This is a genomic window from Streptomyces xiaopingdaonensis, assembly GCF_000262345.1.
GTDB lineage: Bacteria > Actinomycetota > Actinomycetes > Streptomycetales > Streptomycetaceae > Streptomyces > Streptomyces xiaopingdaonensis.
On sequence record NZ_AJTQ01000291.1, the window covers coordinates 1 to 16,974 of the forward strand.

Consider the following 16,974-nt stretch of genomic DNA (forward strand, 5'->3'; position numbering starts at 1 on the left):
GCCCGGGGGAGTCGGCGGCGCAGCGCGGCCCGGCGGCACCGGTCTAGGATGTCGGCGCCGCCGCCTTTTCGGCCGGGGGCTCGGGACGCTCGTCGAGCTGCGGTCCCTCGCTCTTCCCCTGCTCCTCGGGGAGCTTGAGGAAGAAGGTGAGCGCGAGGGCGATCAGGTAGAGCACCACGAACGCGATCGTGACGCCCGCCGAGCCGAACCAGGGAAGGAAGAGGCTCGCGATGCCGGGGCCGACGAAGGTCGCGCCGCCCGCGCCGAGGTTGAGGAGCGCCATCGAGCCGCCCTTGTTCTCCGGCGCCATGCTCGGCAGCAGCGCGGAGATCGGCACGAAGCCGGCGAGGGTCGCGCCGTAGAGCATGCCGACGATGATCGCCGCCCAGTAGTAGTCGGGGCCGAGCGCGACGGGGATGAAGTACAGCAGCCCGACGCTGATGGCGCAGCCGAAGGCGCCGAAGCCGGCGATCGTGGTGCGCCAGCCGATCTTGTCGGAGAGGGCGCCGAAGATCAGGTTGAAGAAGATGTTGGTGCCGTAGATGATCGACGTGAGCTGCAGCCACTCGCCCTGCTCGAAGCCGATGTCCTCGGTGAAGACGGTCGGCAGGAAGACGAACATGCCGAACTGCGGCGCCGTGTTGATGACGCGCACGAGGCAGCCGACGACGATGCGCGGGTGCGTCGTCACGATCGAGACGCTGTTCTTCAGCGAGTCCTTGGTGCTGACGTCCGCGGCGCTGACCCGGTCACCGCCGGCGCGCGCCTGCGCGCCGACGAGCGCGACGAGGCCACCGATGACGATCAGCCCGAGTGCGGTCCACAGCGTGCCGAACTCACCGAGCGGCGGGATCATCCAGCTCGCCCAGAGGGCGCCGAGGGTCGGCAGGCCGCCGGTGAACGCGAAGTAGAACCAGCCGACGGCGGTGCCGAGCCGCGCCTTGGAGGCGGTGCCGGTGATCCACACCAGGAAGCCGAAGGCGAAGAGCGGATACCCGAACCCGCGCAGGCCGTAGAAGACCAGCATCAGCGCGTAGTTCTCCGTACCGAGCGCGAAGACCAGGTACAGCACGTCGAAGACGACCCAGACGACGAGGCCGATCCACATCACCCGGCGCGGCCCCCACGACTCCGAGAGCGCCCCGGAGAACCAGGAGGCGAGCATCACGGCGATGCCGTAGACGGTGATGACGTAGCCGGCCTTCACATCGGTGCCCGCACCGTGGTCCGCCATGTACGGAGCGATGAACGCGCTCTCGACACCGTCGCCGATCATGAACAGCAGAACGCCGATGTAGCCGAGCAGCAGGGGCTTGGGAATCCCTATCCGATCCAGCACTCCGGCTGGCGCCGAGGCTGTGTCCGCCATGGCGGTTCCTCCACTCTGAGGTGAACACTTGTTGCAAGTGGAGATACTCAACCCGGCCGACACAAATATCAAGAGGTCTGTTAAGAATCACAGAAACTTTTGTTAAGCGACCTCGGCGACGCGCACATCGGTGAGCTGCCGCATCTCGGCGAGGAGGTCCTTGTCGACGGGGCCCGTCAGGACGACGTGGTCGAAACTGTCGACCCGGTCGAGACGGTGGAGCGCGCTGCGCCCGACCTTGCTGCCGTCCATCAGCAGCACACCCGTCGACCCGGCCTCCCGCATCGCGCGCTTGATCGCCACTATCTCCTGCTCCTGGTGGTAGGTCATGGTGGCGGTCATCGCCGACGTGGAGACGAGCGTGACGTCGACGGAGAAGCTCTCGATCATCTCCTGGGCCGAGAGCCCGAGCCAGGAGTCGTGCGTACGCGAGTACTCGCCGCCGACGCTGATCAGCCGGATGTCCTCGCGGCCGCGCAACTCCTCCGTGATCAGGCGGTAGTTGGTGACGACGGTGAGCGGGCCCACCTCCGGGAGTCTGGCGGCGAGCGCCAGTGCCGTGGTGGAGTCGTCGAGCATGAGGGACATGCCGGGGGAGAGGAAGTCGAGCGCCGCTTCGGCGAGCGCCCGCTTGTCCGCGGTGTGGGTGTGCCGGCGGAAGTCCGAGCTCGACTCGAAGACGGTGGACGGCTGGGCCGAGACGCCGCCGTGGTACTTGCGAAGTATCCCGCGGTCCGAGAGTTCCGTGATGTCCCGGTGGACGGTCATCACGCTGACGCCTGTGAGCTCGGTGAGTTCCGCGACCGTGGCGTCCCCGTGCTCCAACACGTAGTCGACGATGGTCTGCTGTCGCTTCTGGCGCGTGGCGCGTGCGGGCTGGGGCGTCATGTGACCATCCTGCCTGGTGTCGGTCGGCTGCCGTCCGCGGTGTTGACGTCCGCGTCGCGGCGTACTGCCGTGTGGCGGTGACGAATCGGCGGCCGGCCCGTGCGGTGTGCCCGGCGGCGCACCGCACCACGGTTCACAAAGCACACACAAGCTGTACCAGTCAAGCGGTGACAGATAACAGAACCAGTGTTAATTTACTGATACCGCGACGTTAAGGAGTACCGGCCGTGGCCGAAGCAGTGGTGTTTGACATGGACGGAGTGCTCGTCGAGAGCGAGCACCTCTGGGAGGAGGGCTGGGCGGCCTTCGCCGCCGAGCGCGGTGCCCGGTGGGGCGCGGAGCAGACCAAGAGCTGCCAGGGGATGAGCGCCCCGGAGTGGGCGACCTTCCTCACCGAGTTCGCCGGCGCCGGCGACTCCCCGGAGGACACCGAGCGCGCCGTCGTCGACGGCATGGTCGCGGCCCTGGAGGAGGGGCGCATCGAACTCCTCGACGGCGCACGGGAGATGGTGACCGACACGGCAGGGCTCGGCCCGATCGCGCTCGCCTCCTCGGCGCCCCGCAGGCTGATCGACGCCGTTCTCGTCCACCACGGCATCGACCACCACTTCAAGGCGACGGTCTCCAGCGCCGAGGTCCCCCGCGGCAAGCCGAGCCCGGACGTCTACCTCGCAGCCGCCGAGAAGCTCGGCGTCCCGGCGGCCGACTGCTGCGCCGTCGAGGACTCCAGCAACGGCCTGCGTGCCGCCGCCGCTGCCGGGATGCACGTCGTCGCCATCCCCAACCCGCAGTACCCGCCGGCCGAGGACGCGCTCGCCGGCGCCTCCTTCGCGGCCTCGGACCACGACTCCGTCCGCCGCCACCTGCTGTCCCAGCTCAAGGAAGGTGACAGGTCATGACCCGCGTCCTGGCCTCGGGTGACCACTTCATCACCCCCCAGCTCTTCGTCGACGCACTCCGCGAAGCGGCGCCCGGCGCCGAACTGGAGTTCCGTACGCAGCTCACCGGTTGGCCCGTCGAGCCGTTCGGCCCGGTCGGCGGCGTGAAGGAGGCGAGCGGCACGGAGGACCAACTCCTCGAAGCGCTCGGCGACTCCGAGATCGCGCTGATCCAGATGGCGCCGTTCACCGCCGACGTCATCAAGAAGTCCCCGCACCTGAAGCTGATCTCCGTCGCGCGCGGCGGCCCGGTCAACGTCGACGTCGCCGCCGCGACCGAGGCGGGCATCCCCGTCACCTTCACACCCGGCCGGAACGCCGCTGCCGCCGCCGAGTTCGCCATCGGCCTCATGCTCGCCGCGATGCGCCGCATCCCCGTCTCCGACGGCGAGTTGAAGAAGGGCACCTGGCGCGGCGACTACTACAGGTACGAGAACGCCGGCATCGAGCTCGACGGCTCCACCGTCGGCCTAGTCGGCTACGGCGCGATCGGCTCGATCGTCGCGCGGGTGCTGCGCGCCTTCGGTGCGCGGGTCCTCGTCCACGACCCGTACGCGGACGAGGAGAAGGCCGCGGCCGACGGCGTCGAACTCACCGGTCTCGACGACCTGCTGCGCCGCAGCTCCGTCGTGAGCCTCCACGCCCGGGCCACCCCCGAGACCAGGCACCTGCTCAACGGCGAGAACCTCGCGCTCCTCCCCGAGGGCGCCGTCCTCGTCAACTCCGCGCGCGGCGACCTCCTCGACTACGCGCCGCTCCCCGAGCTGCTGGAGTCGGGCCGCCTCGGCGCCCTGGCGCTCGACGTCTACGACGTCGAACCCCCGCCGGCCGACTGGCCGTTGCACCAGGCCCCGAACGTCATCACCACCCCGCACCTGGCGGGCGCCACCCGCCAGACGGCGCACCGCGCCGCCGCCGTGACGGCCGGCGAGGCCGCCCGTTACCTGCGCGGTGAACCGCTGCGCTTCGTCGCCAACCCCGAAGTGCTCCCCGGAGGTTCCTCCTCATGATCATCGGCGTCGACGTCGGCACCTCGGTGACCAAGGCACAGCTCATCTCGCGCGACGGGCGCACCTCGCCCGCGCACGAGGCGCGCAGCACCGTCTACACGCTGCCGGGCAACCGCGTCGAACAGGATCTCGACGAGGTGGTCGGTACGGTCGTCACGGTTGTCAAGGCCGCCGTCGCCGACGCCGATGAGATGCGGCAGCGCGTCGGCAACCCCGAGGAGCCGATAGAGGCCCTCGCCCTCACCGGACAGGGCGACGGCCTCTGGCTCAGGGACGCCGAGGGCGGGCCCGTCGGGCGGGCGCTCTCCTGGATGGACGGCCGCGCCGCCGAGATCCTGGAGCGGTGGACGGCCGACGGCGTCGCGGCCGAGGTCCACCGGCGCACCGGGGCCGGGCTCTTCCCCGGCTCCGCCGCGCCCCTCCTCGCCCACCTCGCGAAGCACGAGCCGGAGCGCCTGGAGCGCGCGGCGGTCGCCGGGTACTGCGTCGACTCGATCGTCCACAGGTTCACCGGACGGATCACGGTCGACGCCTCCGAGGCGTCGCAGCCCTTCCTCGACGTGGCCGCGCGCACCTACGACGAGCGGTCGCTGGAGCTGACGGGGCTCACCGCGCACCGCAGGCTCCTCGCCGAGCCGGCGCCTCCCGGCGCGCTCTTCCCCCTGCTCCCCGAGGTCGCAGCCGAGCTCGGACTGCCGTCCGGACTCCCCGTGAGCGCGGGCCCGTTCGACATCCCGGCGTGCGGATTCGGCTCCGGGCTCAGCGAGCCGGGCGAGGGCAACCTCATCATCGGCACCACTCTCGCCAGCCAGGTGCTCAGCGACGACCCGACCCCGGCGGGCGAGGACGAGCCGGCGGGCATGCTGCTCGCCACCCCGTACGAGGGCCGGTACCTCAAGGTGATGCCGGCGATGATCGGCACCGCAGGGCTCGACTGGCTGCTGAAGATGCTCGGCCTCCGCGTCGAGGAGATCGACGCGCTCCTCGCGCAGTCGCCCATCGGCGCCGGCGGCGTCACCGCGCTGCCCTTCATCTCGACCAGCGGCGAGCGCGCCCCCTTCGTGGACGCCGGCGCACGCGGCAGGTTCGACGGGCTCTCCCCGCTCACCACCCGCGCCGACCTCGTCCGCGCCCTCTGCGAGTCCGTCGCCTACTCGGCCCGGCACTGCCTGGAGACGCTCGGCTTCGACGGCTCCGTCACCGCCTGCGGAGGCGGAACCCGCTCCGGCGAGTGGGACCGCATCTTCGCCGGCGTCCTCGGCCGCGACGTGCACGTACGCGACGACGCCGTCGGGATACGCGGCGCCGCGCAGGTGGCCTGGGAGGCGCTCGGCCGCCCGGTCGACGCGGCCGAGTGGCACGCCGACCGCCGTACCGTGCGGGCCGACCCGCAGGCCGCCGAGGAGTACGAGCGGGGATACGCCGCCTATCTGAGCACCCTCAAGACCGCCCGCGAGAGCTGGTAACTGGAGCCCGACATGACCAGGCTGTTCAACGACCCGGCCCGCTTCACCGACGACATGGTCGCCGGCTTCGCAGCGGCCCACTCCACGCACGTACGCGCCGTGCACGGCGGCGTCGTCCGCGCCGAGCGCCCCGCAGAGCCGAAGGTCGCCGTCCTCACGGGCGGCGGCTCGGGACACTACCCGGCGTTCTGCGGCGTGGTGGGCTCCGGCTTCGCCGACGGCTCGGTGATCGGCAACGTCTTCACCTCCCCGTCCGCGGCGCAGGCGCACTCCGTCGGCCGCGAGGCGGAGAGCGGTGCGGGCGTGCTCTTCCTCTTCGGCAACTACGCAGGCGACGTCATGAACTTCGGGCAGGCCGCCGAGCGCCTCGCGTCCGAGGGGATACCGGCGTCCACCTTCGCCGTCACCGACGACATCGCCTCGGCGCCCAAGGAAGAACCGAGCAGGCGGCGCGGGATCGCCGGCGGGTTCGTCGTCTACAAGACGGCGTCGGCAGCGGCCGAGGAGGGCGCCTCGCTCGACGAGGTGGTCGCCGTCGCCGAGCGCACCAACGCGCGCACCCGCACCCTCGGTGTCGCCTTCGACGGCTGCACCCTGCCGGGCCAGAGCGAGCCGCTCTTCACCGTTCCCGCGGGCAAGCTCCGCCCCCGCCCCGCCTCGGCCTCGGCATCCACGGCGAGCCGGGCGTCAGCGAGTCCGACCTCTCGACGGCCGAGGACCTCGCGCGCACCCTCGCCGAGGGCGTCCTCGCCGAGCGTCCGGCCGAGGCGGGCAACCGCGTCGCCGTGCTCCTCAACGGCCTCGGCTCCACCAAGTACGAGGAGCTGTACGTCCTCTGGGGCACGCTCTCGCGCCTCCTCGACGAGGCCGGGCTCGAACTCGTCCGCCCCGAGGTGGGCGAGCTCGTCACCAGCCTCGACATGGCCGGCTGCTCGCTCACCGTCACCTGGCTCGACGAGGAGCTGGAGCGGTACTGGCTCGCGCCGGCCGACACCCCCTCGTTCCGCCGCGGCGCGCTCTCCGGCTCCGGCGAGCGCAGCGCCGTCGCGGCGCCCGTCGCCGGTGCGTACGCGGGCGGCGCTGCCGAATCGGCGCCGGTCGCGCAGGCGGAGGGCGACGGCGTGCGGACGGCGGAGCGCGCCGTCGCAGCGCTGCGCGCGGCGCACGAGCTGCTCCACCGCGAGGAGGAGGCGCTCGGCCGCCTCGACGCGGTCGCAGGCGACGGCGACCACGGGCGCGGCATGTGCAAGGGCGTCGACGCGGCCCTCGCCGCCGCCGAGCAGGCGCGGGGCGCCGCGCCCGCGCCGCTCTTCGCCGCCGCGGGCGACGCCTGGGCGGCGGAGGCCGGCGGCACCTCGGGCGCGCTCTGGGGCGTCGGGCTCCGGGCCTTCGGCGCCGCGCTCCCCGCCGAACGGGCGCCGGAGGCAACCGAGTTGGCCAAGGGCGCGGAGGCCGCGCACGCGGCCGTGGGCCGGCTCGGCAAGGCGGAGCCGGGCGACAAGACCATGATCGACGCGCTCCACCCGTTCGTGACGGCGTTCACCAGCGCCGTCGAGGCAGGTCGGCCGGCGGGCGAGGCGTTCGGGGAGGCCGTCGAGACCGCGCGGAAGGCAGCGGAGGCGACGGCGGAGCTCAAGCCCCGCCTCGGCAGGGCCCGTCCGCTCGCCGAGCGCAGCGTCGGCACCCCCGACCCGGGCGCCACCTCGCTCGGCATGGTCCTCGGCGCCGTCGCGCAGTGCCTCGCCTGACGGCCGCACCGACCGCAACACCCGCACCACCACGCTCCCCGGAGGAAGAGATGAGCACCGAAACCGCCAACTCCGCGGCGGAGAAGCCTTTCCGCATCGTCGTCGGCTCGGACGACGCGGGACTGACGTACAAGGAGGCCCTCAAGCAGGACCTCCAGGCGGACCCGAGGGTCGCCGAGGTCGTCGACGTCGGCGTCGGCGCGGACGAGCACACCGCCTACCCGCACGTCGCGGTCGAGGCGGCGCGGCGGATCGCCGACGGCCGGGCCGACCGGGCGCTCCTCGTCTGCGGCACCGGGCTCGGCGTCGCGATCAGCGCCAACAAGGTGCCAGGCGTCCGCGCCGTCACCGCGCACGACGTCTACTCGGTGCAGCGCTCGGTCCTCAGCAACGACGCGCAGGTGCTCTGCTTCGGCGAGCGCGTCATAGGGCTGGAGCTCGCGCGGGCGCTCGCCGCCGAGTGGCTGGGGCTGCGCTTCGACGAGAGCTCGGCGTCGGCGGAGAAGGTCGCAGCGATCTCCGGCTACGAGAACTGCTGAACACTCCGACGCAGCAGGGGGCGTGCCCGCGAAGGGTGCGCCCCCTTTCTGCCTGCGGGCGCACAGGCAGGAGCCCCCGCCGCCGGCGGGGGCTCCTTGGGTACTGCGAGTCTGTGGTGCCCGGGCTACGGGCACGGGATGTGCGTACGAGGCGAACAGCGCCGAGAGCTTCCGGCTCCTGCTGCTACTGCGCGATGACGTTCTCCGCCTGCGGACCCTTGGGGCCCTGGGTGACGTCGAAGGTCACGATCTGGTTCTCCTCGAGGGAGCGGAAACCAGTCGCGTTGATCGCGGAGTAGTGGACGAAGACATCGGGACCGCCGCCGTCCTGGGCGATGAAACCGAAGCCCTTTTCGGCGTTGAACCACTTGACGGTTCCGGTAGCCATAAGCCCTCCTTGGGCCTATAAGGGTTGCCCTGCTCCCAGAACCCGCAAGCAAGTCTCTGAAAACGACGAGAGCCCGCGGTCACATGCTCCGCAGGCTCTGTACTGCAAGGAAACCAAACTGCAACTTGGCGCCGAGCGTAGCACGGTGGGCCCGGCTCCGGAAGCCTCGACGATCACCGTCGGCGGCTCGGTGCGCCCCCGTCGGAAGCGCAGGTCACGGCCGCGGGACCGGAGGGCTGTCATCCGCTCGGCCACCCCTGCACGAGACCGTACAGAACTGGGCGTACTCTCCGGAGAGTGACAGCCCAGCCGAGCCAGTCCGGCCGGCCGACCCGTCGGCCCCGCGTCGGACACATCCAGTTCCTCAACTGCCTTCCCCTGTACTGGGGTCTCGTCCACACCCACTCGATACTCGACCTGGACCTCACGAGGGACACCCCCGAGAAGCTGAGCGAGCAGCTCGTCCGCGGCGAACTCGACATCGGCCCCGTCACCCTCGTCGAGTACCTGCGCCACACCGACGAGCTCGTCGCGCTGCCCGACATCGCGGTCGGCTGCGACGGACAGGTCATGTCGTGCGAGATCGTCTCGCGGGTGCCGCTGGAGGAGCTCGACGGCGCGAAGGTGGCTCTCGGCTCCACGTCGCGCACCTCGGTGCGGCTCGCCCAACTGCTCCTCTCCGAGCGGTACGGCGTCGAGCCCGAGTACTACAGCAGCGCGCCCGACCTCGCGGCGATGCTCTCCGAGGCGCAGGCCGCCGTCGTCATCGGGGACCTGGGGCTGCGCGCCTACCTGGGGCACCTCCCCGAGGAGGGGCTGTACGTCCACGACCTCGGCGAGCTGTGGAAGGAGTGGACGGGGCTGCCGTTCGTCTTCGCCATCTGGGCCGCGCGCAAGGAGTACCTCGCGCAGGAGCCCGAGTCGGTGCACGCCGTGCACCGCGCCTTCCTCGACTCGCGCGACCTCTCGATGCGGGAGGTCGGCAAGGTCGCCGAGCACGCGGCGCGTTGGGAGATCTTCGACCCGGCCGTGCTGGAGCGGTACTTCACCACGCTCTACTTCCACCTCGGCGAGCGGCAGTTGGAGGGCGTCACGGAGTTCGCCCGCCGCGTCGGCCCCGACACCGGGTTCCCCTCCGACGTGCGCGTGGAGCTGCTGCAGCCCCGCCACTGACCGGCAACCGCGCGCGCCTGCCGACGGGTTGGGACGTCGGCAGGCGCCGGTGCGTACGCATGTGCGGAGCCCTTTCGTCCGCCGCGCGGGTGAGGACCTAGGGTGTACGCAGACGCGAGGGGGAGTGCAGGCAGATGCAGCCGCTGGGAGCCGACGATCCGTCCGAGATCGGTCCGTACCGCCTCCTGCGCAGGCTCGGTGCCGGCGGAATGGGACGGGTCTACCTGGCGAGGTCGCAGAGCGGCCGTACCGTCGCCGTGAAGGTGGTGCACCCGCACTTCGCCGTCGACGAGCAGTTCCGCAGCCGCTTCAGGCGCGAGGTCGCCTCGGCGAGACGGGTCGCCGAGGCCGCGGGCGAGGACGAGTGGACGGCGCCCGTCCTCGACGCCGACCCGGACGCCTCGGTGCCGTGGGTCGCGACGGGGTACGTCGCGGGGCCGCCGCTGCACAACGCCGTCGACAAGGAAGGGCCGCTCCCCGAGGACACGGTGCGCACCATGGGCGCGCGGCTCGCCCGCGCGCTCCACCAGGTCCACGGGCTCAACCTCGTGCACCGCGACGTCAAGCCGTCGAACGTGCTGCTCACCCTCGACGGCCCGCGGCTCATCGACTTCGGCATCGCCCGGGCGACCGACGGCACCGCCTCGCTCACCGCGACGGGCGCCTCCATCGGCAGCCCCGGGTACATGTCGCCGGAGCAGGTGCTGGGGCGCACCGTCCTCGGCGCCTCCGACGTCTTCTCGCTCGGTGCCGTCCTCGCCTACGCGGCGCGGGGCGAGCCGCCCTTTCTCGGCGACAGCTCCGCGACGCTGCTCTACCGCGTGGTGCACGAGGAGCCGGAACTCGACGGGCTGCAAGGCGAGTTGCACGAGATCGTCACCGCGTGCCTCGACAAGGAGGCCGACCGCAGGCCGGAGCCGGGCGAGCTCGCCGACCGCCTCGCGGGGGAGGTCGGCGGGGGCGTCGGGCCCGTGCCCGGCGGGTGGCTGCCCGGGCCCCTCGTCGAGCAGGTGAGCCGGCACGCCGTGGCGCTGCTCAACCTCGAACTCCCCGACAGAGGCGGTCCTTCCACCGCCTCGGGCCCCGTTGCCTTCACGCACTCCGCCGAGGGCCCGGCCGTCGGCGCGGCGGCGCCCGGCTTCGGGCCGCCCGACCCGGCGTACGTCATGCGGCCCGAGTCCGGTCCGCAGCCGATGGCTGCGGGGGCGTCGCCCGGCCCTGTGCCGTACGCGCCCGTGCCTCCGGGCCGACCCGTGACGAGGGCCGAGCAGAAACGGGCCGAGAAGAATCAGCGCCCCAAGAAGCGCAAGCGCAGGCGGATCGGATGCCTCGTCGCGCTCGCCGTCTTCGCCGCGATCGTGCTGCCGGGCGGCGCCTCGCTCCTGCCGCTGCTACCCGCCTTGGGCGGTGGTGGCGGCGGCAAGCCGCCGCCCGTGGAGAGCGCAGACGAGCAGGTGCCCGAGGACTTCCTCGGCACCTGGAAGGGCCAGGTCACCACCCGCAGCGGTGCCCCGGGCGGCGAGTTGACGGTCACGTTCGAGCAGGGCCAGTACGGCGAGACCGTCGGCGAGGGAAAGGTCGAGCTGCGCGGCCTCGTCTGCGACGGCGAGTGGGAGCTGGTCGAGTCCGAGAAGACCAAGCTCATCACCCGCGACCACGCCGACAACGGGGACAAGCCGCTCTGCAGCGAGGGCGACGAGCCCGAGCACTTCGCGCTCCGCGGCGGCGAGCTCCACTACTCCTCGATGGACAAGGCGGCCGGCAACCCCGAGGGGACGCTCACGAAGGCCCGTTGACGCTGGCGTACGCTGGACGGGTCCCGCAGGAGCCACCTTGGAAAGGGAAGCCGGTGCCGGAGAACGCAGACCTTACGGCGGTACTCGACCGCGCGGCCGCAGGTGGGCGCGTCACCCCCGAGGAGGCTCTGGAGCTCTACCGCCGCGCCCCGCTCCACGCGCTCGGCTCCGCGGCCGACGCCGTCCGCCGCCGCCGGTACGCGGGGACCGAGCACCTGGCGACGTACATCATCGAGCGCAACATCAACTACACCAACGCCTGCGTGACGGCGTGCAAGTTCTGCGCCTTCTACGCGTCGCCGAAGAGCGACAAGGTGTGGACCCGCGACCTCGACGACATCCTCCGCCGCTGCGCCGAGACCGTCGAACTCGGCGGCACGCAGATCATGTTCCAGGGCGGCCACCACCCGGACTACGGCGTGGAGTACTACGAGGAGCACTTCTCCGCGATCAAGCGGGCCTTCCCGCAGCTCGTGATCCACTCGCTGGGGGCCTCCGAGGTCGCGCACATGGCGAAGATCTCGGGCGTCGGCGTGGAGGAGGCGATCACCCGTATCCACGCGGCGGGGCTCGACTCGTTCGCGGGGGCCGGCGCCGAACTCCTCCCGGCCCGCGCGCGGAACGCCATCGCGCCGCTGAAGGAGTCGGGCGAGCGGTGGCTGGAGATCATGGAGACGGCGCACGGCCTCGGCGTCGAGTCGACGACGACGATGCTGATGGGCACGGGCGAGACCAACGCCGAGCGGATCGAGCACATCCGGATGATCCGCGACGTGCAGGACCGCACCGGCGGCTTCCGCGCCTTCATCCCGTACACCTACCAGCCGGAGAACAACCACCTGAAGGGCCGCACGCAGGCGACGCTCTTCGAGTACCTCCGCATGATCGCCATCGCGCGGATCTTCCTCGACAACGTCCCGCACATCCAGGGCTCCTGGCTCACCACGGGCAAGGAGGCAGGCCAGCTCTCGCTCCACTACGGCGCCGACGACCTCGGCTCGGTGATGCTGGAGGAGAACGTCGTCTCGGCCGCGGGCGCCAAGCACCGCTCCGACCGAACCGAGCTGATGGACCTGATCCGCCAGGCCGACCGGGTCCCCGCCCAGCGCTCGACCACCTACGAGCACCTCGTCGTCCACGACGACCCCGCCGACGACCCGGTCGACGACCGCGCCGTCTCGCACCTCAGCTCCACCGCGATCGAGGGCGGCACCGCCCACCCGGAGCTGCGGCTCGTCGACGCCGGCTGACGCGCGGTCAGTCGTTCTCCCGGGCGAGGGCACGCGCGGAGGCAGGCGGGAGCGCGCTGGTCGGCGCCGCCCGCGGACCGGTGGCGAGCCTGCCCGCGGGGCGCGCGGGGGCGTCCGCGACAATGGCCGGGTGAGCCGAGCATCCCTGGACAAGCAACCGACCGACGTCGCCACGATGTTCGACGACGTGGCGGCCAAGTACGACCTCACCAACGACGTACTCTCCCTCGGCCAGGCGCGGTTGTGGCGCCGGGCCGTCGCGCAGGCGGTCGACGCGCGCGCCGGTGAGCGCGTGCTCGACCTCGCGGCCGGCACCGGCACCTCCTCGATGCCGTTCGCCACGGCGGGCGCCTTCACCGTGCCGAGCGACTTCTCGCTCGGCATGCTCGGCGAGGGCAAGAAGCGGCACCCCTGGATGCCGTTCACCGCGGGCGACGCCACGGCGCTGCCCTTCGCCGACGGCGTCTTCGACGCGGTGACGATCTCGTTCGGGCTGCGGAACGTGCAGGAAGTCGACGCGGCGCTCCGCGAGATGCACCGGGTGACGAAGCCCGGAGGGCGGTTCGTCCTCTGCGAGTTCAGCCAGCCGGTGTGGACGCCGTTCCGCACCGTCTACACCGAGTACCTGATGCGCGCGCTCCCGCCGCTCGCGCGGGCCGTCAGCAGCAGCCCGGACGCGTACGTCTACCTCGCCGAATCGATCCGCGCCTGGCCCGACCAACCTGCCATGGCGCGCCGCGTGCAGGAGGCCGGCTGGACGAAGGTGGCGTGGCGCAACCTCACCGGCGGAATCGTCGCGCTGCACCGGGGGTTCAAGGCCGGCGCGTAGACGGCTTCGGCAACGGCCGCCGTTTTGCGGCTCGTTCGGGTGGCGTCGCCGCGTGTCCGCGACCGGCGGAGTGCGGCGGCGTAGCGTGAGGGCGTACCCGCGCCGTGCGCGCGTCCTGCGACGCGGACCTGTCCGACTCGTGCCGCCCGGCCCGGGCGCCTGCTCGAACGCCACGGGGGACCCTTGCCCACGTCCACCTCGCCCTGCCAGGAGTGCGGCACCGCCTCGCCGTCCTCCGCCCGGTACTGCATGGAGTGCGGCACGCTGCTGAGCGGCCGCGAGCCCGCCGACGTTCCACGCCCCGCCGGAGACCGCGATCAACTCGGCTACGACGGCGGCGGATCGGCGGCCGAGGACGAGGAGCGCGGCGCGGGGGATCGGGTGGGCGGGGGCGGCGTGCCCGGGGGTGACGGGGTGACCGGGGGTGACGGGGTGACCGGGGCGTGGTCGGCGGGGTATCGGCCGTCTGCTGCGGTGGGTCCGGGGGACCGACTGGAGGAGTGCGGGGCTGACTTGGGGGTGTCGGTCGGCGCGGGGGTCGTGCCGTCCGATGACGATTCGTCCGGGGAGGTCGAGTGGGGACGGGGCGGGGTTCCGGCGGATCGCGGCGGGGTGCCGGGCGCGGGCGCGGCGCACGACGGGGTACGGGCGTCTGCCGACGGGGGACCGGGGGTGCGACACGCCGCGGTAGGTGCCGACTTGGAGGCGCCTTCCGCCGCGGGTGCGGCGCCGGGGGCGCGTGAGGGGGCTTCGTCCGGGAGCGCCCAGCGCGGATCGGTCGAGGAGGAATGCGCCGGCTCCGAGGGCAGCGCTGGCCAGGAGGTGCCCGGGGGCGAGAGGACGGGCGCTCCGATGGGTGGTGACGGGGCGCCAAAGTCACGGGTGTCCGCTGTTGTTCCCGCTCGTCCTATCGGGCCGCCCGCCCCGCCGGAGCCCGTCGCCGTTCCGCCCCGTCCGGCCGGGCCGCCGGAGTCGCGATCGTCGGCCGCTGTCCCGCCTCGTCCCGCCGGGCCGCCCGTCCCGCCGGCGTCCGCCGCCGTCCCGCCGCCTCCACCGGAGCCGCCGGTCACCGTCGCGGCCCCGTTCCGCCCCGTCGAGCAACCGGACTCGGTCCCGCCCTGCCCCGTCGTCCCCCCGCTGCCGACACACCCCGCGCCCGGCGCCGCCGCGCTCTTCGTCTCGCGGGTGGCGCGGCGGGGCTGGGGTGCTGCGCTGGGGGCCGGTGTCGTGGCGCCGGTCGGGGTGCTCGTGCTCGCCGGTGGCGTATCGGCCTTCGGCGGTGGGGAGTTGGGGGAGGTCGGCTGGGTCGCACGTCTCCGGGTGTGGCTCGCCGTGCTGCTCCAAGGAGTCGGGGGAGACGTCTCCGTGCGGTACGGCGACTCCTTCGCGGGAGTCCCGCTCGGTGGGGAGGTCTCGCTCTCGTCGACGCCGCTGGCGGTCACCGCGGTGTGGGTGCTGCTGACGGTGCTCGCCGCACGTGGCGCGTGCCGGAGGAACGCGGTCGGCACGGCAGCGGAGACGGCGCTGCGAGTCGGCGCGGTGGCGGCAGTCGCCGCGTGGGCGCTGGCACTGTTCGCCCGACCGGTGGTTGACGGGGCGGAGTTGCGCGGGGCTCCGTGGTCGGTGCTGCTCTGGTCGTTCGTGCTGACGGGCGGCGCGGTGCGGGTCGCGCTCGCGAGGCGGCCCGCCGCCGAGCGTCCGGCGGCGCGGATGGTCCACGGCGTCGCGGGCGGAGCCGGGGCCGGGCTGGTGGGCGCCTCCCTCCTCGCCGGGGTCTCGGTGTTCGGGTATCTCCTCGTGACGCAGCGGGAGTTGGGCGCCGAAGGTGCCGTCGCGCTGTTCCTCGTCCTGCCCAACCTCGGATTGAACGGGCTGGCGCTCGCCTGGGGGGCCTCGCTCCACGCCTCGTCCGTGCTCCCGGGGCTGGAGCTGGAGCGGCGGAGCCTCGACTACGCGCAGGCCGGCGACGCCGCCTCCTGGGCGCCGTTCGCGCTCGTCGTACTCGGCGTCGCCTGCGCGCTGCTCGTCGGGCTCGCATTCGCGCGGCGTTGCCGAGAACGCACCGAACAGCTCCTCGGCGGGGGCCTGTTCGTCTGCCTCCTCCTCGCCGCGACGGCGGTCGCGGGCGCCCGGGCGACGGCGTCCCTCGGCGGCGGGACCGCACCGTACCCGGGAGAGGAGGCGCGCGGGGAGTTCGGCGCCGCGCTCGACGAACTCCTCCTCGCGTCGCTGCTGTGGACGCTGCCCGCCGTACTGCTCGCACCGTGGCTCCTGCGAGCCGCCCGCCGCCTCCGCCCGAACCCGACGTCTTCCGACGGTACTTGCACCATCGGAGGCGACCCGCCGCCAACCGGCAGGCCGCTCGCGCGGACCGCCGCCTGGACGGCCGCCGCCTTCCTCGCCGGCGGCGCGCTCACCGCAGGGCTCCTTTCGGACTCCCAGGACCCCGACGTGCGCCCCGGCGCCCCACGCGCCTCCGACCCCGAGGAGACGCCTCCCGCCCGCGACGCCGAGCCCCCGGGCTCGTCCCCCGCCGACCCGGAGGACGACGCGAAGCCCCCGCCCCCGCCCGGCACCGCCGCGCCCCGGCCCGCCGAGCTGCCCGACGGGTTCTCGCTCCGGCGGGACCCGGCCGGGTTCACCGTGGGCGTCATGGACGGCTGGGAGCGCACCGTCGAGGGAACGCGGACCGACTTCGCGCCGCCGACCGGGCCCGAGCGCCTGCGGATCGGCGTCGTCGAGGACGCCGGTGCCTCCCCGCTGGAGGACTTCCGCGCCCTGGAGGAGCAGGCGCAGCACCGCGAGGGCTACGAGCGGCACGAGCTGCGGGCCGTCACCTTCCGCGGACGTCCGGGCGCCCGTTGGGAGTTCAGCCACACCGACGAGGAGTCGGGCCGTCGCCTCCACACCGTCGATCAGGCGTACGTCGCCGAGGACGGAACCGGGTACAGCGTCCGCTTCGAGGGCCGCGCCGAGGAGTGGGACCCGCGCGAGGACGTCGTCTTCAGCACCGCCCTCCACACCTGGGAGGTGCCGGGCGCCGACGGCTGAACCGGCGCCGCACCCCTTCGGCGCGGCCCGGGTGCGGCTGCATAGACTTGCCGCGTCCACTTCGGACCGTGTCCCCTGCGCGGACACGCCACGCCTAGCCTTGCGGGAGTCCTCGTGCCCGAAGCCCACCCGAAGCCGGCCTCCGAGCGGACCGCCGATGTGATCGTCGTCGGCGCCGGGCCCGCCGGTTCAGCCACCGCCTACCACCTCGCCCGCTCCGGACTCGACGTGCTCCTGCTGGAGAAGACGGCGTTCCCCCGCGAAAAGGTCTGCGGGGACGGCCTCACCCCGCGCGCGACCAAGCAGCTCCTCGCCATGGGGATGGACGTCTCCGAGGAGGCCGGCTGGCTGCGCAACAAGGGCCTGCGGATCATCGCGGGCGGCCACCGCCTCCAGATGGACTGGCCCGAACTCGCCAGCTTCCCCGACTACGGCCTCGTCCGCCGCCGCGACGACTTCGACGAACAGCTCGCGCGCCAGGCCGAGAAGGCGGGCGCCCGCCTCCACGAGCGCTGCAACGTCGGGGAGC

Annotated in this window: 13 protein-coding genes and 1 pseudogene; 11 read left to right on the plus strand and 3 right to left on the minus strand. The window is 72.9% G+C overall.

Going from position 1 to position 16,974, the window contains the following annotated elements; translation table 11 throughout:
* Positions 1-43: 43 nt before the first annotated feature.
* Both UWG_RS0122805 and UWG_RS0122810 read right to left on the minus strand, forming a co-directional pair.
* A complete protein-coding gene (locus UWG_RS0122805; RefSeq protein ID WP_016909518.1) occupies positions 44-1,369 on the minus strand; it encodes an MFS transporter in 1,326 nt (441 codons plus the stop codon).
* 102 nt (positions 1,370-1,471) lie between these two features.
* Positions 1,472-2,257 carry a DeoR/GlpR family DNA-binding transcription regulator gene (locus UWG_RS0122810; protein WP_016909519.1) on the minus strand — a complete coding sequence of 262 codons (786 nt, stop codon included), beginning with the start codon at positions 2,255-2,257 and terminating at the stop codon, positions 1,472-1,474.
* Between the two features lie 227 nt (positions 2,258-2,484).
* Between UWG_RS0122810 and UWG_RS0122815 the strand changes: the two genes are divergently transcribed.
* The 5 genes and pseudogenes from UWG_RS0122815 to UWG_RS0122835 all read left to right on the plus strand — a co-directional run bounded on the left by UWG_RS0122815 (position 2,485) and on the right by UWG_RS0122835 (position 7,958).
* A complete protein-coding gene (locus UWG_RS0122815; RefSeq protein ID WP_029391697.1) occupies positions 2,485-3,156 on the plus strand; it encodes an HAD family hydrolase in 672 nt (223 codons plus the stop codon).
* The gene (locus tag UWG_RS0122820; RefSeq protein ID WP_016909521.1) at positions 3,153-4,205 is read left to right on the plus strand and encodes a 2-hydroxyacid dehydrogenase; all 1,053 of its coding nucleotides are present in this window, start codon (positions 3,153-3,155) and stop codon (positions 4,203-4,205) included. Before UWG_RS0122815 ends, UWG_RS0122820 begins: the two co-directional genes overlap by 4 nt.
* Entirely contained in the window at positions 4,202-5,671 is a 1,470-nt protein-coding gene (locus UWG_RS0122825; RefSeq protein WP_016909522.1) for an FGGY-family carbohydrate kinase, read from the plus strand. The genes UWG_RS0122820 and UWG_RS0122825 overlap by 4 nt, the downstream gene beginning before the upstream one ends.
* A gap of 12 nt (positions 5,672-5,683) precedes the next feature.
* Positions 5,684-7,419 (plus strand): annotated as a pseudogene (locus UWG_RS31565) (dihydroxyacetone kinase family protein).
* Between the two features lie 50 nt (positions 7,420-7,469).
* Positions 7,470-7,958, plus strand: coding sequence for a ribose-5-phosphate isomerase (locus UWG_RS0122835; RefSeq protein ID WP_016909526.1), 489 nt, complete (start codon positions 7,470-7,472; stop codon positions 7,956-7,958).
* 184 nt (positions 7,959-8,142) lie between these two features.
* Here the strand turns inward: UWG_RS0122835 and UWG_RS0122840 are convergent, their stop codons facing one another.
* On the minus strand, positions 8,143-8,346 hold the full coding sequence (locus tag UWG_RS0122840; RefSeq protein ID WP_016909527.1) for a cold-shock protein: 204 nt from the start codon (positions 8,344-8,346) through the stop codon (positions 8,143-8,145).
* 297 nt (positions 8,347-8,643) lie between these two features.
* Between UWG_RS0122840 and UWG_RS0122845 the strand changes: the two genes are divergently transcribed.
* From UWG_RS0122845 to UWG_RS30825, 6 genes are all read left to right on the plus strand, one after another.
* Positions 8,644-9,519 (plus strand): menaquinone biosynthetic enzyme MqnA/MqnD family protein, encoded by an 876-nt coding sequence (locus UWG_RS0122845; protein ID WP_016909528.1) that lies wholly within the window; start codon positions 8,644-8,646, stop codon positions 9,517-9,519.
* A 134-nt stretch (positions 9,520-9,653) separates the two neighbouring features.
* On the plus strand, positions 9,654-11,315 hold the full coding sequence (locus UWG_RS0122850) for a serine/threonine-protein kinase (protein ID WP_016909529.1): 1,662 nt from the start codon (positions 9,654-9,656) through the stop codon (positions 11,313-11,315).
* Between the two features lie 53 nt (positions 11,316-11,368).
* Positions 11,369-12,565, plus strand: coding sequence for a cyclic dehypoxanthinyl futalosine synthase (gene mqnC, locus UWG_RS0122855; protein ID WP_016909530.1), 1,197 nt, complete (start codon positions 11,369-11,371; stop codon positions 12,563-12,565).
* Between the two features lie 130 nt (positions 12,566-12,695).
* A complete protein-coding gene (locus UWG_RS0122860; RefSeq protein WP_029391698.1) occupies positions 12,696-13,394 on the plus strand; it encodes a demethylmenaquinone methyltransferase in 699 nt (232 codons plus the stop codon).
* Positions 13,395-14,621: 1,227 nt separating this feature from the next.
* Positions 14,622-16,445 carry a hypothetical protein gene (locus UWG_RS0122865; RefSeq protein WP_029391699.1) on the plus strand — a complete coding sequence of 608 codons (1,824 nt, stop codon included), beginning with the start codon at positions 14,622-14,624 and terminating at the stop codon, positions 16,443-16,445.
* Positions 16,446-16,559: 114 nt separating this feature from the next.
* On the plus strand, positions 16,560-16,974 hold a 415-nt coding region (locus UWG_RS30825; protein ID WP_033196316.1), incomplete at its 3' end, for an FAD-dependent oxidoreductase.